This is a genomic window from Kitasatospora albolonga, assembly GCF_039535905.1.
GTDB lineage: Bacteria > Actinomycetota > Actinomycetes > Streptomycetales > Streptomycetaceae > Kitasatospora > Kitasatospora albolonga.
The window spans coordinates 18859-42719 of sequence record NZ_BAAAYB010000002.1 but is presented as its reverse complement, the minus strand read 5'-3'; the positions used below and the strand labels follow the sequence as shown (position 1 = coordinate 42719).

The 23861-nt window shown below is 70.4% G+C and carries 23 protein-coding genes and 1 pseudogene; 11 read left to right on the top strand and 13 right to left on the bottom strand.

The window, feature by feature from the left end:
- Window positions 1-33 precede the first annotated feature (33 nt).
- Both ABD946_RS00335 and ABD946_RS00330 read right to left on the bottom strand, forming a co-directional pair.
- On the bottom strand, window positions 34-552 hold the full coding sequence (locus ABD946_RS00335; RefSeq protein WP_345278838.1) for a hypothetical protein: 519 nt from the start codon (window positions 550-552) through the stop codon (window positions 34-36).
- Window positions 553-709: 157 nt separating this feature from the next.
- Window positions 710-2254, bottom strand: a complete 1545-nt coding sequence (locus ABD946_RS00330) for an alkaline phosphatase (RefSeq protein WP_345278837.1) — start codon at window positions 2252-2254, stop codon at window positions 710-712.
- Window positions 2255-2459: 205 nt separating this feature from the next.
- Between ABD946_RS00330 and ABD946_RS00325 the strand changes: the two genes are divergently transcribed.
- Window positions 2460-3086 carry an LbetaH domain-containing protein gene (locus tag ABD946_RS00325; protein WP_345278835.1) on the top strand — a complete coding sequence of 209 codons (627 nt, stop codon included), beginning with the start codon at window positions 2460-2462 and terminating at the stop codon, window positions 3084-3086.
- A 102-nt stretch (window positions 3087-3188) separates the two neighbouring features.
- On the top strand, window positions 3189-3662 hold the full coding sequence (locus ABD946_RS00320; RefSeq protein WP_345278833.1) for a carboxymuconolactone decarboxylase family protein: 474 nt from the start codon (window positions 3189-3191) through the stop codon (window positions 3660-3662).
- 47 nt (window positions 3663-3709) lie between these two features.
- On the opposite strand, the gene ABD946_RS00315 is transcribed toward ABD946_RS00320, so the two are convergent.
- Window positions 3710-4192: a ricin-type beta-trefoil lectin domain protein gene (locus ABD946_RS00315; RefSeq protein ID WP_345278831.1), complete on the bottom strand. Its 483-nt coding sequence runs from the start codon at window positions 4190-4192 to the stop codon at window positions 3710-3712.
- Between the two features lie 206 nt (window positions 4193-4398).
- Between ABD946_RS00315 and ABD946_RS00310 the strand changes: the two are divergent.
- Window positions 4399-4521 (top strand): annotated as a pseudogene (locus ABD946_RS00310) (YccF domain-containing protein); the annotation flags it as partial.
- On the opposite strand, the gene ABD946_RS00305 reads toward ABD946_RS00310, so the two are convergent.
- On the bottom strand, window positions 4505-6463 hold the full coding sequence (locus ABD946_RS00305; protein WP_345278829.1) for a recombinase family protein: 1959 nt from the start codon (window positions 6461-6463) through the stop codon (window positions 4505-4507). The pseudogene ABD946_RS00310 and the gene ABD946_RS00305 overlap by 17 nt on opposite strands.
- Window positions 6464-7132: 669 nt before the next feature.
- On the bottom strand, window positions 7133-7705 hold the full coding sequence (locus ABD946_RS00300) for a helix-turn-helix domain-containing protein (RefSeq protein ID WP_345278827.1): 573 nt from the start codon (window positions 7703-7705) through the stop codon (window positions 7133-7135).
- Window positions 7706-7888: 183 nt separating this feature from the next.
- Between ABD946_RS00300 and ABD946_RS00295 the strand changes: the two genes are divergently transcribed.
- From ABD946_RS00295 to ABD946_RS00270, 6 genes are all read left to right on the top strand, one after another.
- Entirely contained in the window at window positions 7889-8890 is a 1002-nt protein-coding gene (locus ABD946_RS00295; RefSeq protein ID WP_345278825.1) for a DUF2637 domain-containing protein, read from the top strand.
- 402 nt (window positions 8891-9292) lie between these two features.
- Window positions 9293-9892, top strand: a complete 600-nt coding sequence (locus ABD946_RS00290) for a plasmid mobilization protein (RefSeq protein ID WP_345278823.1) — start codon at window positions 9293-9295, stop codon at window positions 9890-9892.
- Entirely contained in the window at window positions 9889-11637 is a 1749-nt protein-coding gene (locus ABD946_RS00285; protein ID WP_345278821.1) for a relaxase family protein, read from the top strand. Before ABD946_RS00290 ends, ABD946_RS00285 begins: the two co-directional genes overlap by 4 nt.
- Window positions 11638-11816: 179 nt before the next feature.
- A complete protein-coding gene (locus ABD946_RS00280; protein ID WP_345278819.1) occupies window positions 11817-14450 on the top strand; it encodes an ATP-binding protein in 2634 nt (877 codons plus the stop codon).
- Between the two features lie 245 nt (window positions 14451-14695).
- Window positions 14696-15004, top strand: a complete 309-nt coding sequence (locus ABD946_RS00275) for a hypothetical protein (protein WP_345278817.1) — start codon at window positions 14696-14698, stop codon at window positions 15002-15004.
- A 338-nt stretch (window positions 15005-15342) separates the two neighbouring features.
- On the top strand, window positions 15343-16287 hold the full coding sequence (locus ABD946_RS00270) for a hypothetical protein (RefSeq protein ID WP_345278815.1): 945 nt from the start codon (window positions 15343-15345) through the stop codon (window positions 16285-16287).
- Window positions 16288-16309: 22 nt separating this feature from the next.
- On the opposite strand, the gene ABD946_RS00265 is transcribed toward ABD946_RS00270, so the two are convergent.
- The 7 genes from ABD946_RS00265 to ABD946_RS00235 form a co-directional block, all read right to left on the bottom strand.
- The gene (locus ABD946_RS00265) at window positions 16310-16903 is read right to left on the bottom strand and encodes an ATP-binding protein (RefSeq protein ID WP_345278813.1); all 594 of its coding nucleotides are present in this window, start codon (window positions 16901-16903) and stop codon (window positions 16310-16312) included.
- A gap of 68 nt (window positions 16904-16971) precedes the next feature.
- The gene (locus tag ABD946_RS00260; RefSeq protein WP_345278811.1) at window positions 16972-17712 is read right to left on the bottom strand and encodes a class I SAM-dependent methyltransferase; all 741 of its coding nucleotides are present in this window, start codon (window positions 17710-17712) and stop codon (window positions 16972-16974) included.
- Window positions 17713-17777: 65 nt separating this feature from the next.
- Window positions 17778-19163, bottom strand: a complete 1386-nt coding sequence (locus tag ABD946_RS00255; RefSeq protein ID WP_345278809.1) for a hypothetical protein — start codon at window positions 19161-19163, stop codon at window positions 17778-17780.
- 5 nt (window positions 19164-19168) lie between these two features.
- Window positions 19169-19897, bottom strand: coding sequence for a hypothetical protein (locus tag ABD946_RS00250; RefSeq protein WP_345278807.1), 729 nt, complete (start codon window positions 19895-19897; stop codon window positions 19169-19171).
- 81 nt (window positions 19898-19978) lie between these two features.
- A complete protein-coding gene (locus ABD946_RS00245; RefSeq protein ID WP_345278805.1) occupies window positions 19979-20557 on the bottom strand; it encodes a hypothetical protein in 579 nt (192 codons plus the stop codon).
- 154 nt (window positions 20558-20711) lie between these two features.
- Window positions 20712-21011, bottom strand: a complete 300-nt coding sequence (locus ABD946_RS00240) for a hypothetical protein (RefSeq protein WP_345278803.1) — start codon at window positions 21009-21011, stop codon at window positions 20712-20714.
- An 88-nt stretch (window positions 21012-21099) separates the two neighbouring features.
- On the bottom strand, window positions 21100-21609 hold the full coding sequence (locus ABD946_RS00235) for a nucleoside-diphosphate kinase (protein WP_345278801.1): 510 nt from the start codon (window positions 21607-21609) through the stop codon (window positions 21100-21102).
- A 340-nt stretch (window positions 21610-21949) separates the two neighbouring features.
- Between ABD946_RS00235 and ABD946_RS00230 the strand changes: the two genes are divergently transcribed.
- Window positions 21950-22597 carry an NUDIX hydrolase gene (locus tag ABD946_RS00230; protein WP_345278799.1) on the top strand — a complete coding sequence of 216 codons (648 nt, stop codon included), beginning with the start codon at window positions 21950-21952 and terminating at the stop codon, window positions 22595-22597.
- On the top strand, window positions 22594-23022 hold the full coding sequence (locus ABD946_RS00225) for an NUDIX hydrolase (protein ID WP_345278798.1): 429 nt from the start codon (window positions 22594-22596) through the stop codon (window positions 23020-23022). Before ABD946_RS00230 ends, ABD946_RS00225 begins: the two co-directional genes overlap by 4 nt.
- Window positions 23023-23210: 188 nt before the next feature.
- Here the strand turns inward: ABD946_RS00225 and ABD946_RS00220 are convergent, their stop codons facing one another.
- Entirely contained in the window at window positions 23211-23786 is a 576-nt protein-coding gene (locus ABD946_RS00220) for a DM13 domain-containing protein (RefSeq protein WP_345278796.1), read from the bottom strand.
- Window positions 23787-23861 lie beyond the last annotated feature (75 nt).

Genomic DNA, 23861 nt, shown 5'->3' with positions numbered 1-23861 from the left:
TGCCCGCTCCTCCTCACCGGGGGGCGGGCACGCTCATTCGTTGACGAGCACGGGGAGGGAGAGCACCGCGGTGACCGGGGCCGAGGTGAGCTTCTCGGCCGGGATGGAGAAGTCGATGCCGCCCTCGGCCGCGCGCGGGCCCGGGTGGGCGCCCTCGGACTCCTCCTCCTGGTAGTGGAAGGTGCCGGTGCCGGCCAGCCGGCCCTGCTGGTCGTAGAAGGCGGCCCGCAGCTCCATGACCAGCACGTCGCTGATGTCCGAGGTGATGGTCAGGTGGCCGCCGACGGCCGAGCCCTTGTCCAGTGCCAGCTTGGTCAGCGTGACCCGGTCGGTGAACGGTCCCGGCTCGATCCGCACCTCGCCCGGGCGGACCTCGCCGCCCAGCGAGGCCGGGGCGGCGGGCACCTGCTTGGGCTCCGGCAGCGTCACCTGGCTCGGGGCGGGCAGCGGCCCGGCGTCCTGCGCGGCGTCCTTCGACCCGGTCGAGGTGCACCCGGTCAGCAGGGCCAGGGCGAGCAGCGGGAGGACGAGGGCGCGGCGGGTCGGGTTCACGGCGGGGGTCTCCTGGGGAGCGGGGGCGGGAGTACGGCCGGGGGCCGGGAGGGGGCGTGTGCCCTCCCGGCCCCCGGTGTCGGACGGGTCCGTCAGCCGTCCTGACCAGGCTTCGGCCCTCGTGACGGGGCGTCAGCCGTCCTGGTGCTGCTGAGTGTCAGCGCGGCGAGCGGTTGAACAGCGAGCGGTACATCTTGCCGTAGAGCTCGGTGTTGTCCTGGCTGGCGGCGTAGCGCTGCGAACCGGGGCCGAAGGCGAACAGCGGCACGTCGGCACCGGTGTGGTTGCCGGACAGGTAGGTCAGCCAGAGGCTGGCCTCCGGGCTGCCGTCCACCACGCCCGCGGCGTCGTCCGGGGTGCGGAAGGTGGCCGGGGCGAAGTTCTTCGGGTCCTTCGAACCGGCGCCGTTCACGATGCCGGTGGAGCGGGTGGCGTCCTTGGTGTTGCCACCGGTGCGCGACGGGGCGCTGTTGTTCGCCGGGTTGCCCGGGTCCACGTTCACCGGCGGGGCGGCGGCCTCCGCGTTGGTGAAGGTGCCCTTCTCGATGATGTTGAAGCCGGCGCACTCGTGGTCGGCGGTGACGATCACCAGGGTGTGGCCGTCGCGCTTGGCGAAGTCCACGGCCTTGGCCACGGCGTCGTCGAAGGCCTTGATCTCGCCCAGGGTCTGGGCGGCGTCGTTGGCGTGCGAGCGCTTGTCGATCTGGGCGCCCTCGACCTGGAGGAAGAAGCCCTTGCGGTTGCGCTTGCCCAGCAGGTCGATCGCCTTGGTGGTGAGGTCCGACAGGGTCGGCTCGGCCTTCTCCGGGGCGCCGGCCGGCAGCGCGGACTTGGCCGCCTCCACCGTCAGGTTGCCGCGGTTGAACAGGCCGATGACCTTGCCGCTGCGCACCGCGTCCAGCTCGGCCTTGGTGGCGACCTTCTGGCTGGCGGCGGTCTGGGCCGGCAGCGCGGCGTCGCCGAAGCTGCCGAGCACCTGGTAGCCGCGGTCCTTCAGGGCCTTCTGGTCGTCCGGCTCGAAGCGGGCCAGGCCGCCGCCGAGGATGACGTCGGCCGTGCCGTTGCGGGCGATCTGCTCGGCGACCGGGGTGATCAGGGTGGCGTCCGAGGGCTTGGCCTCGTACGTGCCGTCGGCGTTCTTCGGCAGGCAGGCCGCGTCCGAGTAGACCGGGCCCTGGCAGCCGCGCAGCAGCACGTGGCTGAACTGGCCGGCCGGGGTGGCGTCGGTGATCTCGGCGGTCGAGACGTTGCCGGTCGAGAAGCCGGCCGCCTTGGCCTGCTCCATCAGGGTGGCGACGCGCTTCTCGTACGAGTCCACGCCGAGCGCCGCGTTGTAGGTCTTCACGCCGGAGGACCAGGCGGTGGCGGAGGACGCCGAGTCGGTCACCAGGGCCGGCTTGTTGCTGCCCTTCTCGACCGCGTAGGTGGCGACCTGGCCGACGACCGGCATGCGCTCCATGTTCAGGCGGCCCGCGGCGCCGTAGAAGCGGTCCCGGCCGGCCGTGACGTGGGTGCGGCCCATGCCGTCGCCGACCATGTAGATGACGTTGCGGATGTCGTTGCCGCCGCCGTACCAGCCGTCGTGGCCCTGGTCGTTGCGGTACTGCTCGGACGGCTCCGAGTTGGCGGTGACCGCCGCGCCGCCCACCAGGGCGCTCGCGGTCACGAGCACCAACGCGGCCTTGAAGGCCTTGCGCTGCATAGGGGTTCGTCTCCTCGACAGGTTCAGCGCACCCGGCCGGCTCCCCACCCGCGCACGCACCCGGGACAGCGCCGGGCGGTGCGACCGTAGCGACGGCGCGTGAACGCGCCACCCGTGGTGGGTGTCCGTTGTCCGAACAACTTCCCCCCGGGCCTCCACCGTGCGGCACGATCGGGCACGGAGGACAACGAACGAGGGGGATTCCGTGGAGAACTGGCTTGCCGTGCTGGACGCCGCCCGGACCGCGGCGGGGCTGCGGACCGTGACCGAACTGCTGGCGCCGGGGGACGGGAACGTGATCCACGACCCCTTCTCGGTGCTGATCTCCCGCCGGGTGACGCTCGGTCAGGACAACGTCCTCTACCCGGGCGTGACGCTGGAGTGCGACGAGCTCAGCAGCTGCTCGATCGGCTCCGGGAACGTGCTCCGCCCCGGCACCGCAGTGCTCGCGGAGGCCGGCGGCTCGGTCCGGATCGGGGACCGGAACCTGTTCGGGGACGGCGGTGCCCGGATCAAGGCCAACCGGGCCGACGCGGCCGTGGTCGTGGGCGACCGGACCAGGCTGCTCAACGGCCCGGAGGTCGTCGGCCGTTCGGAGATCGGCGATGGCTGCCAGGTGATCGGCGCCGTCGCCGTCCAGTCCGTCCGGCTGGCGGGTGGCGGCGACCACGCGTACCCCGACCCGGACGGGCGGGGCGCGGTGCTCAAGGGGAGCGGCCTGGCGCGCGGGCTGTCCCTGGAGGCGGGCGAGGTGGTGAACGGCAGCGGCGACTTCGCGGCCGCACCGGTCGAGCGCCAGCGCGCGTACCACCCGGAGGCGCCGAGGCTCTGACGCGGCGTGACGCGGGTCACGTCCGCCGGTTGTCACACCCGGCCCGGCCGCTCCGTCGAAGGGATGACAGCGCAAGACGAGCACCGAACGAGGGAGCACCCCGTGGAGATCCGCCTCAACCCCTACACCAACCCGGTCCTGGGCAAGGTCTTCAAGCACATCATCGCGGCGGGGAAGGTCCTGGAGGACTCGGGCCTGCCGGCCACCACCCAGGAGCTGGTCAAGCTCCGGGCCAGCCAGATCAACGGCTGCGGCTTCTGCACCGACATGCACTTCAAGGACGCCGTCCACCACGGCGAGAACCCCGAGCGGCTCAACCTGGTCGCCGCCTGGCGCGAGGCCGCCGTCTTCACCGAGGCCGAGCGCGCCGCGATCGAGCTCACCGAGGAGGCCACCCGGATCGCCGACGCGGCCGGTGGCGTCAGCGACGAGGTCTGGCAGCGCGCCGCCCAGCACTTCGACGAGGACCAGCTCGGCGCGCTGGTCGGCGCCATCGCCCTGATCAACGCCTTCAACCGCGCCAACGTCATCCTGCAGACCCCGGCCGGCGACTACCGCCCGGGCCAGTTCGCCTGACGCCGCCCCGGCCCGGGGCCCCTCGCCCCGGGCCGGGCGGTGGCGCGTCAGGCCGCTGCCAGGCTGAGCTGCTCGTTGAAGACCACCCAGCGCTGGCCCGGGTCGTTGGCGTCGCACGGCCGCACCGCGACGTCCGGCGTGCCCCAGGCGTTGGTCAGGCAGTAGGCCGGGGCGAAGGTCAGCGCGATCTGCTGGCCGTTGAAGGTCCAGTACTGGCCCTGGTCCTTGGGGTCGCAGGGCTTGGTGGAGACGTCCGGCTTGTTCCAGGTGTTGGCCAGACAGTAGGCCCGGGCGTTGCTCAGCGCGATCTGCTGGCCGGAGAGCGTCCAGTGCTGGCCCTGGTCCGAGGTGTTGCACGCCTTGCTGGAGACGGTCGGCGTGTTCCAGGTGTTGGCGAGGCAGTAGAGGCCCGGCGCGCGCTTGGCCGGCTGCGGCCCCTCGACGGCGGCCCCGGCCCCGGCGGCCGGAAGGATGGAGGCGGTCAGAGCCAGCGTGGCGACGGCGAGCGTCCTGCGAACTGCGATGGCCATCAGGCGGATTCCGTTCTCGCGAAAGGCCGTACGCTCCGTGTACGACCTCGGGGGATTCCCCAGGTCGAGCCCGGGACAAAGCCATTGATAGCAGCGTGAGTTGGTGGACGAACAGTCAGGTCACCGCCTTTCATCCGAACGTGTGGCGGTGGACTCGCCGTGACCGGATCTGCCGCCGGGGGCCCGGTCCGTGGGAGGGTTGGGGCATGAAGGTGATCGGTTTCGTCCTGAACGTGCTCTGGCTGATCCTCTGCGGGATCTGGATGGCGCTCGGCTACGCGGTGGCCGGGATCATCTGCTGCATCCTCATCGTCACCATCCCCTTCGGGAGCCTTCACAGGGGATCAGCATCACGCGCGGGTCGACCCGCCCTTCGATTCGCATAGGCGGCACGAGGTCGAGGGCAGGGAGTGGCGCCAGTTCGACGGTGGCGAGGATGCGGTTGACGTCAGCCCAAGTTCCGTTCTGAACCCACTCGTTGAAGTACTTCGAGGCGGTGCTGGTCGATCCGTACTCCTCGCGCAGCATCGGCCAGGAGGTCCCGGTCCGGGCCTTGGCGAGGATCGCGTCGACCGACCGTCGGACGCGGTCGCCGCGGCCGGCCGGCAGCAGGTGGGCGACCAACTCCCAGCTCTCGTCGGACAGATCGCTCACGGGTACGGCCAGTTCGGCGGTGCGGTACCAGGACTGGACCGTGCAGGGCACTCCGCCCCGGCGGAGCGGGATCGGCCCCTCGATGAACACCTTCACGTCGAGCAGGGCGAGCACCTCGCCCTGCTCCTCGGGCTTCATGTCCGCGAGGTGGTGCCGGGCCGTCCGGGCGAGCTGCCGGAGGTCTCGGGCGCGGCGGTCCGCGTCCTCGATCTCCGCCAGCCACGCGGCCGCCTCGGCACGCATCTGGTGAAGCTGCTCCAGTTCGGCGTTGAGTGAGGCGGTCGCCTCCGCGATGGCGTTCGCCGACTGCTTCTGCTTGGCGGAGGCGACGATCACGACGGCGATGGAGCTGTCCAGGGCGGAGATCTGACGGTCGAGGTCCGCGATCCGCTCGGTGTGCGCGGACTGGTCGCCCTCGGCCATGCCGACCCACTCGGCGGCGAGCTTCTCCAACTTCTCGGAGTCGCCCAGCAGTTTGACCACCTCGGACCAGACCCGGGTCTCGACGGCCTCGGCGTCGACGTAGGAGCAGTCACACACCTCCTGCCCGGGGATGGGCTCGTTCTTGCCGCTGCAGCGGTAGTTCCGGCGGCCGGTGGCGAGCGACTCACGGCTGATCCCGGTGTAGGGCTCGGCGCAGAGCCCGATGAGGCGACCGCTCAGCGGATAGACCGCCCGGTTGCCGCTGCTGGGCTTCGATCGCGAGGAGACCTTCCTGCGAAGGGCGGCCGCCTCGTGCTCCTCCAGGACCGGCGGAAGCGAGATGGTCACCGACTCGCCCCACACCGGGTTGCCGTCCATGTCGGTCGCGGCGTGCTCGCCGCGGAAGACGAGCTCGGCGTCGAGGACGGCACGGGACAGGATGCGGTCACGCAGGTTGGCGGCTGACCACGGCTTGCCCGAACGGGTTGTCCTCCCCTCCGCGTTGAGCCGGATGGCGATCTGCCGGAAGTTGAGGTTCTCGGCCACCGCCATCCGGTAGACGCGGCGGATGAGCTTCCGTTCGCCCTTGTCGACGACCAGGCGGGAGGCGCGCTTCGTGCCCTTGTGCTTGATCCGGTAGCCGAACGGCGGCCGGCCGCCGATGTGCGGGGCGCCGGGCTCCTCGGCCTTCTCCTGGAGGCCACCCTGAGTGCGGGAGCGGATGTTCTCCCACTCGGTCTCGGCGTAGTCGGCCTCGCGGCGCATCTGCGCGCGGCCCTCGGATGTGGTGTTGTCGATGTTGCGGTTGACGATGGCGACGAAGACGCCGATGTCCTCCAAAGCCCAGACCCAGCGCCAGAAGGCGCGGCCGGTCCGGCCGATGCGGTCGCCCTTCTCCACCACGACGATGTCGAACTCGCCCAGCTTGGCGCACTCCATCAGCCGGTCGAAGTCCGGACGTTCGCCCATCTCCTTGGAGCCGGAGACGCCGTCGTCCTCGAAGGTGCCGACGTGATCCCAGCGCTTGCCCTTGATGTGCCGGGCGTTCTTCTTGGCCTGGCTGGCGATGCCGAAGCCCTGCGTCTGCTCCTCGGTGCTGACCCGGAGGTAGTCCACGGCCCGGAGGGTGCGAGGCGCCGTGGCGTGGGCGAGCGTGGCGGATGCGGCGCGCGGGCGGGTGATGGGATTTGTCATGACGGCTCCTGGGCGGTCGGCCGGCCCCGGCGACGGCTGCAGCCGTCGCCGGGGCGCTCAAGGTGGGGTGAGGGTATGCGAATTACTCGCGACCTGGTGCTGTTTCCGCACCAGCGCGAGGAGTTGCATCGCGTGGAGCGAACAGGAGGCGCAGGAGGCGTGTGCGCTCAGCTGGTGTCAGGTCGGCCCCTTGCGACCACGTCACGGAGATCCTGGGCTGCCGGACGCCTGTCGGGCGAACGCTCCTGTGCAGCTGGCTGCCGAAGGAGGCCGTGATGTTGGGGCGGTTCAGCTGGGGGAACTGGGCGTGGGTAATGGGACTCCTTGGGCTTCGGGGGTGGGGAGGAGAGGCGGTGGCCTCGGTGGGGGTGATGGTGACGCGGCCGTGTCCGGCAGGGGACAGGCCAGGGAAGCTGCGGTCGGTCGCGGCAGGGCGGAGGCCTGCGCCGAACGGCAGCTGGAGAAGACCGTCAGATCGGTCTGGGGAACTCGGGAGTGATCGCCGAGGTCGGGGAGAGCGCCGTGTCCGTGACGACGGCGCGATCAGCCCGTGAGCTGAGCTCAAGGGCCGAGGGGTGGGGCGCCTGGCTCCTTTCTCGGTGGCGGCGGGGCAGTTCGGCAGCGGAGCCGAGGGCGGTGACCGGCCGGAACTGACAGGGAAGTCGGCGGCTACACCTCGGGTGTGGCGTCGCCCTGCAGCCGCTCCGCCTGCCGTTTGGCTTCCGCGAAGGCCGGGAAGCGGAAGAAGATCAGAGGGGAGACGCGGACGGGGCCGCGTCGGCGGCTCTCCTCGCTGAGGGCGCGGACGATGCGGTCGTTCAGCTCCTTGGCGTGTTGCGGGAAGATCGCGTTGTACTGGTCGACGGCGTCGAACACCGAGTTGGTGCTCTGCAGTAGGTCCAGCAGGAAGCGGTACCTGGCGACTACCTCGGTGGTCAGCTGGGAGATGTGCTTGTCGGAGGAGGGCTCGGGCGGGCCGAGGAACTCCTCCAGGGTGAGGCTGAAGACCTTGGCGAAGCCGATCGCTTCGTCGAGGTTGATCCGTCGGCGGGGTTCGCCGCTCTCGATCCGCCAGACCGAGGACTGGTTCATGGGGTAGCCGGCGGCGGTCATGCGCTTGGCGAGTTCGCCGGTGCTCCACCCGAGGTACTCGCGCTCCAGGCGGACCCGCTCGGCGGCGTGCTCCTCGCTGAGCGCGGGGGCTGTAGGGGAGTTCTCGGGCTGGCCCGGCTGATCGGTCACTCGATTCACCTCGCATCGAAGTTGGCTCGTTCTTGCATCGTCGCTGGGGACACGCTACGGTCATCCCTGGCGGATGGCAAGTCCATCCGAAATGCATCATCCCTCAAGATCCCGGAGCCCACCACGACCCCCGCTATTGCGACACTCCCCGCTCGCCTTCCGTCCCCTGCCCGGGTTGTCCGGGTGACCGCCTGGGACCGGCTCGCCGTCGCCCTGATCGGCGTGGCCGGATTCGCTCTGTCCTTCGACGCGCTGCAGCAGATGGCCGTCGCCATCCACGTGCGCGGCCCGCTGGCGTACGTCTTCCCGCTCACCGTCGACGGGTTCATCGCCTACGGCGTGCGCGCTCTGCTGGTCCTGCGGGCCGCACCGTGGCCAGCGCGCCTGTACGCCTGGTTCCTGTTCGCCGGGGCGACCGCAGCCAGCGTGTGGGCCAACGCCCTGCACGCCGTACGCCTGAACCAGGTGCTCGACCAGGGCGACGGGCTGCAGCTCGGCGACGGCGTCGTCGCCGCCCTGTCGATGCTCTCCCCGCTCGCGCTCGGCGGCGCCGTCCACCTCTACATCCTCATCGCCCGCCACGCCATCACCCCGCAGCCTGCCCCGGCCGGGGCGTCGGGCGGGACTTCTGCCGACTCCGCGCTCTCGGACCCCGGCGCGCCGGACCAGCTGGCTGACGGTCCGTGTTGCACCCCCTGGCCGTCCGCCGCGACCGGGCTGTCCGTCTCCGGCGGTCCGGAGGGTCCGGACGAGACTGCGGTCCGGTCCGCGCCGTCCTCCTCCTCCACGCCCGACGAGGCCGGTGGTCCGCTCTCGTCCGCCGCGGACTCCGTGCTGGTCCGGGCCGATGGTGGTCCGGGGGCGGGGTCGGCAGAACTCTCCGGCTCCGAGGCGCGGACGGACGGCGGTGGACCGGATGCCGATGGCGTGGCCGAGCCGTCTCCTGATGCTGGGGGTGGTCCGGGGCGGCGGACGGGTCGTCCGGCGGGGGTGTCGATGGAGCGGTTGCTGGAGGTCAGCCGGCCTGCGGTCCGAGCCCATGGCCGCCCGAGCCGCCCGGTCGTCGAGCGCGCGGTCCGAGAGGCCAACCTGCCCATGGGCAGTACCCGCTTCACGGTGCTGATGGACGAGCTCCGCAAGGAGTTCCCGCACGGTCCGGCCCGCGAGCACCCACCGGTCGACTGACCTCCCCCCGGCGAGCCGGTCCACTGTCCGGTGCGTCCGCTCGGACTTCTGCCGATGCGCAGAACTCCTTGGTCCGGCTCGGTCCGTCCGCAGCTGACTCGGCCGCTGCGGACAGACTGCATCCCTTCGCCGTGCGCACGCCGGACCGTCCCGCCTCCGGAGTATGGCGGCCTGCCCGCGAAGCCTGCCGCCCTCGTGCTGGGCATGGTCCGGACGCTGGCCAACGCGATCCCGACAACCCCTGGAGCATGCCCTGACCGACATCTTTCCCGTTCCGGACCGCCGCTCTGCCGGTGGTGTAACCTCGCTCGACCGCACCGAAGTTGACCACCCACACGTCAATGGCGGAGCAAGCGAGTGCGTGCGGGGCCCCTACGGGGCCCTGGCGGAGCAAGCGAGTGCGTGCGGGGCCCCTACGGGGCCCCGCACGCGGACGTCCACGCCCAAGGGGGCGTGGACGTGCCGGTGCTGCCGGGGGCGGCAGCACCGGAGCTTCACTGCGGGGGCGCGGCGAAGCAGGAGAAGACGCTCGCCGTCGAGCCGCACTCGTCCGCCCGATCCGCCGAGCGCGCTCCGCGTGCCAGCGTCCGCCGTGCCAAGCGCCGCCGGCGCGACAACGACAACCCGAAGACGAAGAAGCTCGGCTTCCGGTGCACAGCGGAGCGGGAAGTGCAGATCAAGCGGCTTGCGCAGGCGGCCGGCCTGAACGTGGCCGACTACCTGGAGCGCCAGGCCCTGACCCCGGGCGGCGCCGGGACGGTGGCCCGCGACGAGCAGCTCGATCAGGCCGTGCAGGCGCTGGACGCTGCCCGCTTCCAGGTCAGCCGACTCGGCGCAAACGTCAACCAGATCGCCTTCCAGCTCAACGCCGAGATCGGTGTCGAGCACGGTCCGGCGCAGGCCTCCCTGGCCAGGGCCAGGGAAGCGGTGGCCGAGGTCCGCAGGGCGGTGGCCGGGGTGGACGCCGCGGCGATGCGGGTGGCGAAGGCCGCCCGCCGGTGATCACCACCGCCCGCTCCGGGGCGGACACGCTCAAGGCGCTCAAGTACCTGTACGGTCCGGGCCGCCGCAACGAGCACACCGACCCGCACCTGGTGGCCTCCTGGGACGGCTTCGCCCCCGACCCGGGCCGCGACGGCGAGGCCACTCTGGCCCAGCTGCGCGACGCCCTTGACCTGCACGTCGTGCGCTACGGCCGTCCGGTCGCCAAGCACGTCTACCACCGCATGGTCCGTGCCGACCCCACCGACCGGAACCTCAGCGACGCAGAGTGGGGCGCGATCGCGCGCCGGGTCGTGGCCGCCGCCGGCATCGCCCCCGACGACGATCCGGACGGCTGCCGCTGGGTCGCCGTCCACCACGGGGACAACCACATCCACATCCTCGCCACCGTGGTGCGCGCCGACCTGACCCAGGCCCGCCTGCGGGGTGACCAGTACCGGACGGAGGCCGAGCTCACCAAGATAGAGCGCGAGTTGGGGCTCAAGGACTGGTCCGACACCCGAACCCGCGACTACCGGGCGGGGATCCCCAAGCGCCCCAAGAGCCCGGAGCTGCGCAAGGCCGAGCGCCTGGGCCAAGAGGAGACGGGGCGGGCCCGGCTGCGGACCGGTGTGCGGCGAGCCCTCGCGGGGGCTGTGGGGGAGGAGGAGTTCCTCGCCCGCCTGGCCGCGCAGGGGATCCGGTGCAAGGTCCGCCGCCTGCCCTCCGGTGACGCCAGGGGCTACAAGTTCGCCCTACCCACTGGCGGGCCGGGCCCTCCAGTGTGGTTCTCCGGCAGCCAGCTGGCGGCCGACCTGACCCTGCCCAAGATCCACGAACGGTTCGCCGCCGGCATCGACGAACCCGCACTGGTCGGCAAGGGGCGGCCGGCCCCGGTCAGGTACCGGGCCAGTACCAGCATCGACCATGCCACCGCCACCATCGACGAAGACCCGCGTGCCGGTCAGGTCGCCGCGGTGGTCAGCGGCACGATCGAGGTCCTCGACACCCTCGCCCTCACCAGCCCGATCCTGTCCAGGAAGGAGATCAACCAGGCCGCCCGGGCACTGGAGTTCACCGCGATCGCCCGCACCCGCGTCGCCCGGGCCGAGGCGCGGGCGATGCGCTCGGTGGCCCGCGAACTCCTCTACGCCGCCCCTGCCGGAGGCCGGGGCGAGGAGGGCACGGCCGCAGCCACGATCCTGGCCAGCCTCGTGCTATTGGCGATCGTCATCGCCAAGTGGCACGCCGCCCAAGGCCACCGGCACCAGGCCGAGGCCGCACGAGCGGCAGCGGCACATCTGCGGACCGCCTACGGCAGGCACGCGGGGCGGCCGATCGCAGTCCTCGATACCCAGGGCCGCCAGCTGCCCCAGCCCGCCCGCGATCGGCACGAGGCACAGGCCCGCCGGGCACTGCCTGCTGACCTGGCAGCCCGGGTGCTCGCGGACCAGGGCTGGGCGGCGCTCGCCGCCACCCTGGCCGAAGCCGAGCAGGCCGGCCATGACCCGCAGGCCCTGCTCGCCCAGGCCGCCGGGCAGAGGGAGCTGGCCAGCGCCGACTCCCCAGCCACCGTGCTCACCTGGCGCATCCGCCGGGGCGCCCACCTCCCGGTACCCGCGCCGATCGTCAACCCGGAGGAGCGCCGCACCGGTGCGGCGCTGTCCCGCACGGTCACCCACCGCACCGTCGGCACGCCGGCGATCGCGGCCAGCCCGCCGTCCCCGCCGCCCTCCGGACCGGAGACTGCGCACCGCACGCGGTGACCAACCCCGGTGGGCGGGGCGGGAGCCCCTTCCCGCCCCGCCCACCAAGCCCTCCCTGCCAGCACCAACTTGACCGGCAGAACCCTTCTCCTGTTCGCCGGCCGCCCAGCGGTGGCCGGGCAGATCCGCACACCACCAACCCAGTACTGGAGACTTCTTCTTTGCGTTCGATCCCTGTTGTGCCGCGCACCGTGTTCTCGACGTCCCGCACCGCGGAGTTCCTGGACTGGCGGGCCCTGGAGTCCCAGACCGGCCAGTCCCACGACCGCTTCGGCGATGTCGTGATCAAGGAACTGCTTGACAACGCCCTCGATGCGGCGGAGTCCGCCCGCATCGCCCCCGAGATCGGTCTCGCGGTGTCGTGGGCCGATGGGGTGGCGCGCGTCAGTGTGACGGACAACGGCCCCGGCATCCCGGGCGCGGTCATCGAGCGGATCCTGGACTTCACCCGCAACGTCTCCGACAAGGCGAGCCTGCGCTCCCCGACCCGCGGCATGCAGGGCAACGCATTCAAGACCCTGCTCGGCATCCCCTGCGCGCTCGGCGTCACGGAGCCGGTGGTCATCGAGGCGCTCGGGGTGCGGCACGACATCGCCCTGTCCACCGACCCCTGCGCGGAGGTCGCGATCCGCCACACGAAGGCGCCCTCCGCCCGCACCGGCGGCACGTCGGTCACGGTCCCACTGCCCGCCGCGCAGGTCACGGCCGAGAAGGCGGCCCGCTGGCTGCGAAAGTTCGCACTCGTCAACCCGCACGCCCGCTTCGTTGACCACGCTCAGACCGAAGGCGGCGAGGGGGCCGGAATTTACGAGCCCACCGCGCCTGAGGGGTGGCGCAAGCCCTGGCCCACCGACCCGACCAGCGCACACCACTACGACGAGGCCGCGATGAAGAAGCTGGTCATCGCCCACATCAGCGAGCACCGCCAAGGCGGGGCGGACCTGACGGTGCGGGCCTTCACCAACACCTTCGCCGGCCTGACCGGCTCGGCCAAGGCCAAGAAGGTCGCCGAACAGGTCCCAGGGATCACGCACCTGTCCGGTTTCGAGGAGAACCTGGAGCAGGTGGCGGTGCTGCTGGCCGCGATGAAGGAGAACAGCAAGCCGCCCACGCCCAAATACCTCGGCCAAGTCCACCGCGACCACTACGCCCACGTCCTGGACCAGGCGTTCGGCGTCGAGGAGCCGTGGTTCGCGCGCAAGCAGCTCACCGACGGGGCCGGGATCCCGTGGAGCATCGAAGTGACCGTCGCCCGCACCAAGCGCCCCGGCGCGGTCAGCTTCGCCGTGAACTACTCGGCGACCTTCGGCGACCCGCTGGCACGCACCCGCCTGGCGGGCGACAAGATCGCCGACACCGGGGCGCTCTCCTTCCTGGCCCAGGCCGACGCCGTCCCCGACCCGAGCAACCAGCTCCAGCGCGCGGCGATCGTCCACCTGGTCTGCCCGGTGCCGCGGTTCACCGACAAGGGCAAGACCACGCTCGTCGTCCCGCGCGAGGTCGCCGACGCCTGCGCCAAGGCCCTCACCGACGCGAGCAGGGTGCTGGCCAAGGACAAGCGCTCCCGGCAGAGCACAGAGCGACAAGAGGCACGGCAGGCGGCGCGCCAACGCGAGGCCGACGCCCGGGCCGCCACCCGAGCCAAGCCGACGGTGACCAAGAAGGACGCCGTTTTCACGGTCATGCACGAGGCCATCGCGCAGGCCCGCGGCGCGGATGGCCTGTCGTTCTCCTCCCACACCCTCTTCTACAAGATCCGCCCGCTCGCGCTGAAGCTCCTGCCTGCCGGCTCCAAGCTCAAGGCCCCCTACGTCGAGCAGACCCTGCTCCCCGACTGGGAACGGGCCAACGGCCCCATCCGGGGCCTGTACCGCGAACCCCGCGGAACCCTCCACCATCCCCACGACCCCGACGGGACGAAGGACGTACGCCTGGGCACCCGCGAGGTCGAGCGCTACCGGCCGCCGCAATGGAGCTACAACAAGATCCTCGTCATCGAGAAGACGGGCCTGTGGCTACCGGTGCGCGAGTCCGGCATCGCCGACCAGTACGACATGGCGATCATCACCAACGAGGGCTACAGCACCGAGGCGTGCCGCGCCCTGCTCGCCAAGATGCCCCCAGGCGACGTGCAGATCTTCGTCCTCCACGACGCCGACCCCGCCGGCTACAACATCGCCCGCACCCTCGGAGAGGAGACCGCCCGCATGCCCGACCACCGCGTCGAGGTCATCGACCTGGGCCTGAGCGTCGACGACGCCATAGCCAAGGGCCTGGAAGCCGAACCCGACACCCGCCAAGCCGCCCTGCCCACCCGCATCCTCCCCCACCTCACCGACACCGCCCGCGCCTGGTTCACCGGCAAGGCCTGCGACTGGAACCGCAAGGGCGAGCCCCGCAAGTGGCGTTACCAGCGCGTCGAGCTGAACGCCTTCTCCTCCCCCGACCTCATCGCCTACATCAAGGAAGGACTCGCCCGCCACCACGCCACCGGCAAGGTCATACCCCCCGACAGCTGGCTGTCCGCCACCGCCGAAGGCTCCCTGCGCCACCGTGCCGCCGCAGCGGTCGGGGAGGCGATCGACGCCATGTTCCCCAAGGACAGGATCATCGACGAGATCCTGGCCGGCCTCGACACCGACCAGATCACCGCCATCGGCTCGACCGACATCGCCCAGTTCCACACCCATCGTCCCGCCCTCTCCTGGGCGGACGCCGTCCCCATCCTTGTCAGCCAGCGCCTGTCCGACCACGTCGACCTGCCCGCCCTCGCCCGCCACGCCGTCATCAACTACCAGGCCACAGAACGCTAGTAGCCGACACCCCGCACGGCTGCCACCCCTACCAGGGCGGCAGCCGTGCGGGCCCGGAAGGGCGCACCGACCGTCATGTCGGTCGGGCACCGAGACGCACGCAGCCGAGGCAGCCGCCCAGGTCGACACCGCCAACTGGCTTGCGAGACAGTCATGGTGTCGGTTCGATGTCTTCTTCGAAGTCCGGGAAGGGTGTGCCCGCCAGTCGTCTTGTGGTGCTTGCAACCGACACGGAAGGGCACCGCATGACCAATCCCGCCGACCGCAACACCACCCTCGCCGTCCCCCACCCCGGCCCCCTCAACCCCCGCGGCATCACCATCACCTGCGCCGCCTGCAACGCCGCCCGCGACTGGCTGCTGATCCACGTCCACCCCGACCTGGTCTTCGTCCGCTGCCGCTGCACCCACGAATGGCTCGAACACGACCTGGAGCCCGCCGACGTTAACGAGGCCCGCGACGACGCCTTCGAGGAACGCGAGTGGGCGTCCTTTGAGGAGATGTACCGAGGACTCGGCTTCGACGGCCTCCTCGCTGGCACCATCTGGCACTAACAGGTCGAACGGGCCGGGAGGCGCTGCGCCTCCCGGCCCCGGGGGCGCCGGAGGCGGTGCTCCGACCCGCTACGAGGGAGCCGAGAGCAGTGGCCCGACTGTGCGTCAGTGATCCGAAGTGGTAAGTCAGTCCTGCCACTTGGCGACGTAGCCGTAGTGAGCTCTGCCATCGGCGAAGTGTGATGGTGGTCGCTCGCTGATCGAGTCGATCTTCGATCGATGCGTGTGCTACGTTCCGAAGTCCAACCGAAAATAGGCGACCCCGGCGGTGCTGGTAACACCCCGGGGTCCGGCAACAGGAGTGCGACCTCCCGATGCGTGTCCATCGTAGCGCCCACGTGCGCAACTTCACGGTGCTGCCCAACTGCGTGCTGCAGTACCGGCAGCTGTCCTACACCGCCCGCGGCCTGCTCGCGGACCTCCTCTCCCGCCCCGACGGCTGGCGCGAGGACGGCCGCCACATGGCCGACACCAGCCCCCAGGGACGCGGCGCGATCCGCAAGGCCCTCAAGGAGCTGGCCGACGCCGGCTTCTACCGGGTCGAGAAGATCCGGATGCCCGACGGCACCATCCGCACCGAGACCCACGTCTACGACACCTCGCAGCTCGTCGTGCCGGGTGCCACCCGTCCGGTCTCCGGTGAAGCGACCACCGGTGGCGCTGACGTCCTTCCAAAGGACCGGTACCAAGAACCCTCCCTCCCTGCCGAGCAGGAAGAGGAGCCGCTTCCTGCCGATGAGCCGCCAGCGAGTGTGGGCGGGCGGGAGGGGTACTCCGGGAAGCAGGACCACGAGGAGGCCATGGCAGTGCCGGAGGAGCAGGCTTGGGAGGCGGTCGCCACCCTGTTCCGGGTGATCCGGCCCGAACCGCGCCTACGCCTCGGCCAGACTGAAGCGGAAGCGCTCGCGCCCCTGGTGGCGCAGTGGCTGGAGCGTGGCAGCAGTCCCGCCGACCTCGCCCAAGCTCTACTGCCGGGCCTGCCCACACCGGTGCACTCGGCCGTCGCGGTGCTCCGGTCTCGGCTGGAGCGCAAGATGCCGCCAGTCCGGGCGTTTGAGCGACCCGTAACCGCCTGGTACGCCGAGTGCACCAAGTGCCACGACCCCGTACCCCAGACCGGCATATGCCGCCCCTGTGCGGGACTTGAAGCCCGCACGCCTGCCGTCGGTGGAGGCGAAGCCGCTACGCCAGGCGGCGCAGCCCGGGCACGGGCGCTTGTTCGCGCGGCCCGGGCCGCCTCGCGTGACCGTCACAGTGCCGCTGTACTCACAACTCCCAGCTGATCTCACGGTGGTGAGTGCGTTGCTACAACCCCCGCAGGCCGACCAGGACCCGGCCCATCAGGTGGTGGTCATCGACAGGCAGCTGCTCGTGGGCCATCGGCCTGAACGGCCGAGGCCTGCCCGCTCGATTCGACGTCAGCCGCGGGACCATCGCCACAGGCGGGGCTGCTGGCTTCTGCACGCCGAGGCGTAGCTCGGCCCAGACCACCTTGCCGCCGCCCGTCGGCTGGTAGTGGCCCCACCTGCTGCTCATGTGCTCGACCAGGAAGATGCCGCGTCCGCTTTCGGCCTCCTCTCCGACGTGCTGAAGCATCGGCGGCCGCGGGTCGTGGTCGGCGACCTGGACCACGACGGCCTGGCCGTGCAGTTGGAGGTCGAGCAAGAAGGTCTGCACCTCGGCTGTTTCGGCGAAGGTCAGCCGCTCCGGCTGCTTCGCACCAGGGTGCCGGATGGCGTTGGTGGCCAGCTCCGAGACCACCAGTAGCACGGTGTCGATCAGGTCGGGAGGCACCTGCCAGCGGTTCAGCACGTCGCGGGTGTGGCGCCTGGCCCAGCCGACGGCGTTGGGGGTGTCTGCCAGCATCAGGTGGCTGTGCGCGGTGGGGACTTGCGGCATTGCGGATGCCTCCCGGCGAGGCGGTGGTCCGGCTGGGCCGGACCACCGCTCTGGTTGGGGCCGAGTTCCTACTTGGTGGCGATGACGTAGACGCTGGCCCACTCGCGCTTGGGGTTGGCCAGGGTGGCATCGAAGGGCCAGGGCTCGACCGTGGTGAAGCCGGCTTCGCTGAACAGCTGGACGAGCTTCTCGAAGTCGTAGGCCCACAGGTGCGGGGTGTACTTCGGGTCGTCGTCCTGGTCTCGGAAGACGTAGTTGACCAGATCGAGGAAGGTGTTGATGTCGCCCTGGCAGCTGCGCTTGGCGTACCAGCGCTCGACCATCTCGGTGGCCTGGTCCGGTGCGGCCGGGTAACGGTCCAGCACGAAGGCGGCGTCCGGTACGCCGGTGACGACGTGGCCGCCCGGTGCCAGCACGCGGTGAGACTCGCGGGCGAAGCCCTTGGCCGACTGCGGATAGTCGATGTGCTCAAGGAAGTGCTCGTTGAACAGCAGCTCGACGGTGTTGTCCTGAAGCGGCAGGCCTTCTCGCACGTCCCACAGCAGGTCGGCCGGCGGGACCAGGTCGATGTTGAAGAAGCCGTCGAGCTGGTGGCTGCCGCCGCCGATCTGGACCTTGGCCGGCCTCTCCTCGATGCCGTTGGGGTAGGCCCGCTGGCTCGCCCGGTGGTAGCGGCTGAGCTCGATCTCCTTGGCGGCTGCGCGCAGCGTCCGGGCCAGGCCATGTGTGGTGGTCGGCTCGGCGAGGGCGGCTGTGATGTGTTCGCCGAGTAGGTCGATGAACGGTATGCCGCAAATGTCTCGGGGCATGGCAGACGTCTCCCTTGGGTGTGGTGGCTTGGGCGGAGTACCGAGTTGCGTGAGCTGAGCAGTGATCAGGCGGCGCTGGGCGAGGGCTGGGACCACTGGTTGTTGCGCATGAGGGTGGACCGGAGGTCGACCAGGCGCGGGGCGACCGTCAGCTCCAGCTGCTCGGTCGGGTGGAGGTTGCCGGCTTCGTCGGGGTCGGCGCGCCAGACGCGGTACTGGAGGTCGGGGTAGGCCGGGTTGATGCCGATCTCGCCCTTGGGGATGGTGCCGTTGAAGGGCACCGGGATGTCCAGGTGGTTCCAGTAGTTCCAGGCTTGGAGTGCTTTGACCTGGTCGAAGTAGAAGTAGAAGTCCGGCGAGCGGCCGAACGTGCGCAGCTCACGGTGGATCAGGTGGCCGAGCAGCGGGCCGAGTTGGGTGGCGAGGCTGTCGAACTCCCACTTGGTGTGGCGCCAGCGGTCCGGCATCTGGCCAGGGGTGAAGAGGCGGGCGGCGACCAGGTGGCTGATGCGGTCGGTCAGGTAGGCAGCCGCAGCGGTCGGGTCGAGGGTGGAGTCGACCTTCGCCAGGGTGTCGGCGAGATCGGGGACGTGGAACTTCGCCAGGTCGAACCGGCCGATCATCCCGGGGACGGCGAACAGCAGCTCCTTGTAGAGCCAGTTGTTGAACTCGCCCAGCTCGGCCAGCCGGCGCGTACGTGAGCTGATGGAGTGCAGCATCGCGTACTCGGACAAGGCCTCGAAGAACAGGTAGCCGAGGATCGGCAGCCGCGGGATCGTGGCGTCGAGCTGCCGCAGGAAGTCAGCGGGCTCGACGGTCGCGCCCTGGTAGGCGATGGCGCTGGCCAGCGCCAGGAAGGCGGTGGAGTTCTTCACCCGGCTGACCACGGTCTCGCGCAGCTGGTGCCGCTCGGCCTTGGACAGCAGGTACTCAAGGTGGGTGTAGATGGCCAGGTGGATCGACCCGAGTCGGAGGTAGTCCACGCCGGCCAGTCCCTGGTACGCCTGCGGCGGCAGGTCCAGCTCGAAGACCAGCGGGGTGGGCTGGTGATCCGGTCGCCCGATCTTCGCCAGGAAGGCCGGCGCCTCGCGGTTGAGGATGTAGGCGCCGAGGTTGTGCGGCCGGAAGCCGTGGTTCGTCGCCGTGAGCGGCGCACAGTAGATGCTGCCGACCAGGCACCCGCCGGAGGGGTAGAGCACGCCGTCCTGGCTGATCTTCTCCAGAGCGTGGGTGACGTGCAGCAGGTGGAGCTTGCCGCCGGTGGCTAGGGAGTCGAACAGGGCGTTGCGGCGCAGCAGGTGGCCGTTGGGGGTGCCGAGGGACAGCCGGTCGGTCCAGGCGACCTTCTGGATGCCGAGTGGATCGTCCGGGTTGGGCGTCGCCGGCACGAGGCTGGCGCCGAAGAAGGCGTGGGCGTCGGCCCAGCTTTCGTAGGAGTCGGTGAAGTCCACGCTCTCTACACCAGCCCCTTCTCGGCTGCGGCGTAGCGGACGGCGGTCACGCTGGAGGCGCCGGCGAGGAAGGCTTCTTCGGAGGTGACCACCAGGTCGAAGGCGAGCGGCAGCAGCTGGTCGAAGGAGGGCTCGCGGACGTACTGGCTGTTCGGCCACCAGGAGCGCTTCGGCAGCCGGTAGCGGTCGAGTGCGTCCGCTGCCTTCACCAAGTCGCAGATCTGCTCGGCCCGGCTGTGGTCGGCGCGGTCGTCAGCGGTGAACGCCTCGTACGGCACCTCGTGCAGCCGGACCGCGGTGGCGGCGCGGATGATCTCGCTCGGACTGGGCGTGAGGCGGAAGTGCGACCAGGCCAACTCCGCGTTGGCCGCCAGCCAGACCGCCGCTCGGCTGCCGTGGCCCTGGTCGTCCTTGTCGTGCTGACGCTGGCAGTCGTGTACGGCCGCCGCGATGACCGCGGCGGCGGTGTCCGTCTCGCTCAAGCCGTGCCAGTCGGCCAGCAGCGCGGCGAGGACGGCCGTCCGCAGACCGTGGCGGTGGCCGTGGATGGAGTCGGCGAGTTGGGGCTCGGCGAACCACCGGGTGGGGATGGCGGCTTGCTCCACCAGGGCCTTGGTGGAGGGCCGGAGCGGCGACGGCCAGGCCGGCGGGAAGTCGGGCCGGTTGGCCTTGATCCACTCGACCGTGGCGGTGTCGGTGAACTGGTGGAGCGGGAGTTCCTTGCGGGCAGCCATCTCGACCAAGCTGTCCGTGTGGGTCGTGCTTGTGGTCATCGTGCAGCCCACCCCCTCGGTGGTTGCAGACAGTTGGGTGTCCTACCGGAGCTCCGCCGCCTGGGCGGCCTTGCGCGCGGCCTCCTCGGCCTCGAACGCGGCGGTGAAGTCGGCCAGCTCCTGCTCGGTCATGACGGTGACGCCCAGCTCGGCGGCTACGTCGATGATCTCGGCGGCGGCCTCGTCGCGAGCGGAGTCCGAGGCGTCGTCGTCCAGCAGCCGCTCGAACTCGGCGTGGTAGCCCCACGCTTCGCTCCACTTGACCGCGATCTCGACGCCACGGAAGCGGAAGTTGCGGCGGAAGTTGAAGGCCTCGTGGCGGGTGCCCTCGAAGCCGAGCGCGCCGAACAGTCGGACGGCCGCGGCCACGTCCGCCTGAGCAATCGGGAACTCGGTCTCGCCGAACGCGGCACCCTGGCCGATCTTGCTGTCCTTGAGCGTGATCTTGGCGGTGCCGGCGGACTGGTTGTCGGTGACCTTCAGCAGCTGGTTCGGCAGCACGAAGAAGTGGATCAGCTTGTTGTCCTGGCCCAAGTCCTCGCCGTCGCGGACCAGCCGCTCCACCAGCGCGTCGTGGGTGTCCTTGTTGAACCGGGCGCGCATCTCGATCTCGACGGCCAAGGCAGTCGTCCTCTCATGATCTGGGCATGGCTGATGGCCCGCACCGGCGTCAGGTACCCCCTGGCCGGTGCAGATGATGGCGATGAAGTTGATGGTGCGCTGGCGGTGCGGCTGGTCTCTGCTCCCTGACCGCACCGCCAGTAGCTTCGCTACGTCAGGCCTGCTCGCCGAAGCGCTCGCGGACGACGCCCGCATGCAGGTAGTTCGGCAGCGGCACGCCGCCGACACTGGTGCGCTTGGTGGCCACCTGGTCCTCGGTGTCGGCCGGGAAACCCTCCAGCAGCTGGAGGCACTGCGTCACCCACTCGCGGGACGTGCTCCAGTCGCCGGCGTCCCGCAGCAGCAGCGCCAGGGCGTACGCCGTCTCGGCCGCGGCCCAGCGGTCCGTCGCCAGCTCCTGCTGGAAGGCGGCCTCCAGCTCAGCCGGCGAAGCCAGACGGATCGTGTTCGTCATCGGTGCCTTCTCCTCGTGTCGTGCCAGTCGTTCTCGTGGTGGTGAACTTGGCCGACGTCACCGGAGTGACGCCCAGGAGGCCGCCGAATCAGTAGATGTACGTCTCGGCCAGCGTCTTGTAGTCGAACAGCTCGTCCTTGGCGAACCAGAGGTCGACTTCCTGCGCGGCTTCCTCGCGGTTGCCGGAGGCGTGGATCAGGTTCGCCACCGCCTTGCCGACGGCCACGCTGGCGCCCCGGCTCATGTGCGAGAAGTCGCCGCGGATGGTGCCGGCGGGCGCCTGGTCCGGGTAGGTGCTGCCGACGATCTTGCGGACCGTGGCGATGGCGTCGTAGCCCTCCAGCACCAGGGCGATGACTGGCCCTTGCTGCATGAAGGTGGCGGTCAGGTTGTAGACCTCGGAGCCAAGGCGCTCCTCCAGGTCCGCGTAGTGCTTGCGGGTGAACTCGGCGTCCATCCACTTCATCTTCGTGCCAACGACCTTGAGCGCGGCGTCCTCGAACCGCTGCAAGACACGGCCGGACAGACCACGGGCCACTGCATCGGGCTTGAGCAGGACGAGCGTGCGCTCGATCTGGCCCTGGGTCTCCTCGGTCATTTGTTCCCTTTCCCTTGCCAGAGTGGCGATTTGACGGTGCATCAAACGCGTCTGGCACTGAGGTTACCCGCGCGGGTGAAGCGGTTTTGCGCGTTGGGCTGGCGGGGCTGCCACCAGGTTGAAGAAGCGCCAGACGTACTCGATGAGCTCGCCTAGAATCGCTGCGGCCCCGCCCATCCTTGGTAGGCGAAGCGCTCGCGACTGGCGCTCTGGGTCCGAGTGTTCGTCGGCATGGGCCTGAGTCTGGCCGCATCCGAGCCCCGTCGCCATGCACTGCCAGTGCAGCCGCGGTGCAGCTTGGTGGCAGCGCGGCAGCAGCACACAACAGAGTGGGGACAGCGTGGACGTCGTCGAGACCTGGACCGGCAAGTCCGCCTGCCAGCTCCAGGACGCGCTGCGCGACACCAACGAGGCGTTCGCCAGCCGCCTGGGCATCGGGCTACGAACGGTGGCCAGCTGGCACCAGAACCCGGAGCTCGTCCCCCGTACTGAGATGCGGCAGCTGCTTGACCAGATCCTGGAGAAGGCGCCGCTGGCCACCCAGAAGCGGTTCGCGCTGCTGACCGCCGAGGCCAGCAGCCTCGCCACAGCCCAGGCCTTGCGGGTGGCCATCGCGGTGGTGGTGCGTGGGGCTGAGGTGCTGCTCGTCTGCCGCCGAGACGATGAGTCCGCTGGCATCCGCTGGCAGTTCCCAGCTGGTGTGATCAAGCCGGGTGGTAGCCCAGCGTCAGCAGCCATTCGTGAGACGCTGGCCGAGACCGGTGTCCACTGCGCCGTGCGCGAAGACCTTGGCGGCCGGCTCCACCCGACCACCGGCGTCTGGTGCCAGTACTTCCTCGCGGAGTACCTGGTGGGCGAGGCCCAGAACCAGGACTCGATCGAGAATGCCGACGTCATGTGGGTTCCGAGAAACGCCGTGCTGCGGTTTATCCCCGTCGATACGATCTTCCCGCCCATCCTGGCCGCCCTGGAGGAGTCGCAGACATGACCGAGCAGACCGACAAGCCAGGCATTGCCGCCGCCATCGTGGTCCGGGACGGCCGCGTCCTGATGGTCCAGCGCCGGGTCAAGGAGGGCGAACTGTCGTGGCAATTCCCGGCCGGTGAAGTCGAGGCCGGCGAGTCGGCCGAGGAGGCTGCTGTCCGTGAGACCACCGAAGAGGTTGGCCTGACGGTCAAAGCCATTCGGCTGCTCGGCGAGCGGGTGCACCCGAAGACGGGGCGTCAGATGTCATACGCCGCGTGCATTGTGGTGAGCGGCACTGCCACGGTGGTCGACACCGAGGAGCTGGTCGAGCTGGCCTGGGTCACGCACGAGCAGATCCCCGAGTTCGTGCCGTACGGCCTGTTCGAGCCGGTGCAGCAATACCTGGATGAGGCGCTCAGGTCAGCTGCCTCCCGGGAAGATGGCTGACAGGGCTTGGATGTATGCCCGAATCAGCTCGCTCGAGCGGCGGCCTCAAGCAGCTCTGTAAGACGTGAGCGCATCAGCGATCAGCAGTTCGTGCGATGAAGCACGATGAACCTGCCGGATGTGACGCCGCCGACTCCACCCTGACCCCCGACTTCACGTCGGCGCACACCGGTACTTCGGCAGTTCGATCACAAGGGGTCGGTGAGGTCTGCGGCGCCGAAGCCGACGGAGAAGCGCTTGCACCAGATGACGGCGCTGCGAAGGTGGGTGAGGTCGGTGCCGGCGGGGACGGTGTAGTTCTGGTTGCCCAGGTTGCCCTTGAGGCGGCCGAGTTCGACGGCGCCGGGGCCGAGGGTGTCGAGTTTGGACTCGGCGGCGGGGCGGGTGGAGAGGTAGACCCTCACGTCGGGCCCTTCGGAGGTGGCGAGGCCCTCCAGGCGCAGGACGGTGCTGCCGTCGGCGAGGCGGACGAGGTGGGCTTGGCCGGTGGTGGCGTGCTCGCCCGAGACGAAGGCTCCCCGGCCGAGGTCCCTCGGGGTGGCCGCCGTAGCGGATGGCGAGGGTGGCGTCGCGCCGCCAGCCGAGGGTGTAGCGGCGGTGGGTGCGGCAGTGACGGCTGCCGCCGCAGGGGTGGGCAGGGCCTCGTCGATGGTGGTGCTGGTGAAGGCCTTCCAAGGCTGGAAGGCGATCAGGCCGGCCGCAACCACGGCCAGGAGCACGAGCGAGACGGCGGCCAGGGCTGGCTTGGAAATGCGTCGTCGCATCACGAACTCCGGGAACGAGAAATCAGGCTGACGGGCACGACTTAAACACCTCTGGCGTGCCTTCCGCCAGGGGTG

Bases quoted from the DNA above. Each gene is read 5' to 3' on its own strand.
- ABD946_RS00250 (WP_345278807.1), bottom strand. From the start codon at position 19,897: ATGGCTGCCCGCAAGGAACTCCCGCTCCACCAGTTCACCGACACCGCC.
- ABD946_RS00240 (WP_345278803.1), bottom strand. From the start codon at position 21,011: ATGACGAACACGATCCGTCTGGCTTCGCCGGCTGAGCTGGAGGCCGCC.
- ABD946_RS00275 (WP_345278817.1), top strand. From the start codon at position 14,696: ATGACCAATCCCGCCGACCGCAACACCACCCTCGCCGTCCCCCACCCC.
- ABD946_RS00225 (WP_345278798.1), top strand. From the start codon at position 22,594: ATGACCGAGCAGACCGACAAGCCAGGCATTGCCGCCGCCATCGTGGTC.
- ABD946_RS00330 (WP_345278837.1), bottom strand. From the start codon at position 2,254: ATGCAGCGCAAGGCCTTCAAGGCCGCGTTGGTGCTCGTGACCGCGAGC.
- ABD946_RS00260 (WP_345278811.1), bottom strand. From the start codon at position 17,712: ATGCCCCGAGACATTTGCGGCATACCGTTCATCGACCTACTCGGCGAA.
- ABD946_RS00305 (WP_345278829.1), bottom strand. From the start codon at position 6,463: ATGACAAATCCCATCACCCGCCCGCGCGCCGCATCCGCCACGCTCGCC.
- ABD946_RS00315 (WP_345278831.1), bottom strand. From the start codon at position 4,192: ATGGCCATCGCAGTTCGCAGGACGCTCGCCGTCGCCACGCTGGCTCTG.
- ABD946_RS00235 (WP_345278801.1), bottom strand. From the start codon at position 21,609: ATGACCGAGGAGACCCAGGGCCAGATCGAGCGCACGCTCGTCCTGCTC.
- ABD946_RS00265 (WP_345278813.1), bottom strand. From the start codon at position 16,903: ATGCCGCAAGTCCCCACCGCGCACAGCCACCTGATGCTGGCAGACACC.
- ABD946_RS00220 (WP_345278796.1), bottom strand. From the start codon at position 23,786: ATGCGACGACGCATTTCCAAGCCAGCCCTGGCCGCCGTCTCGCTCGTG.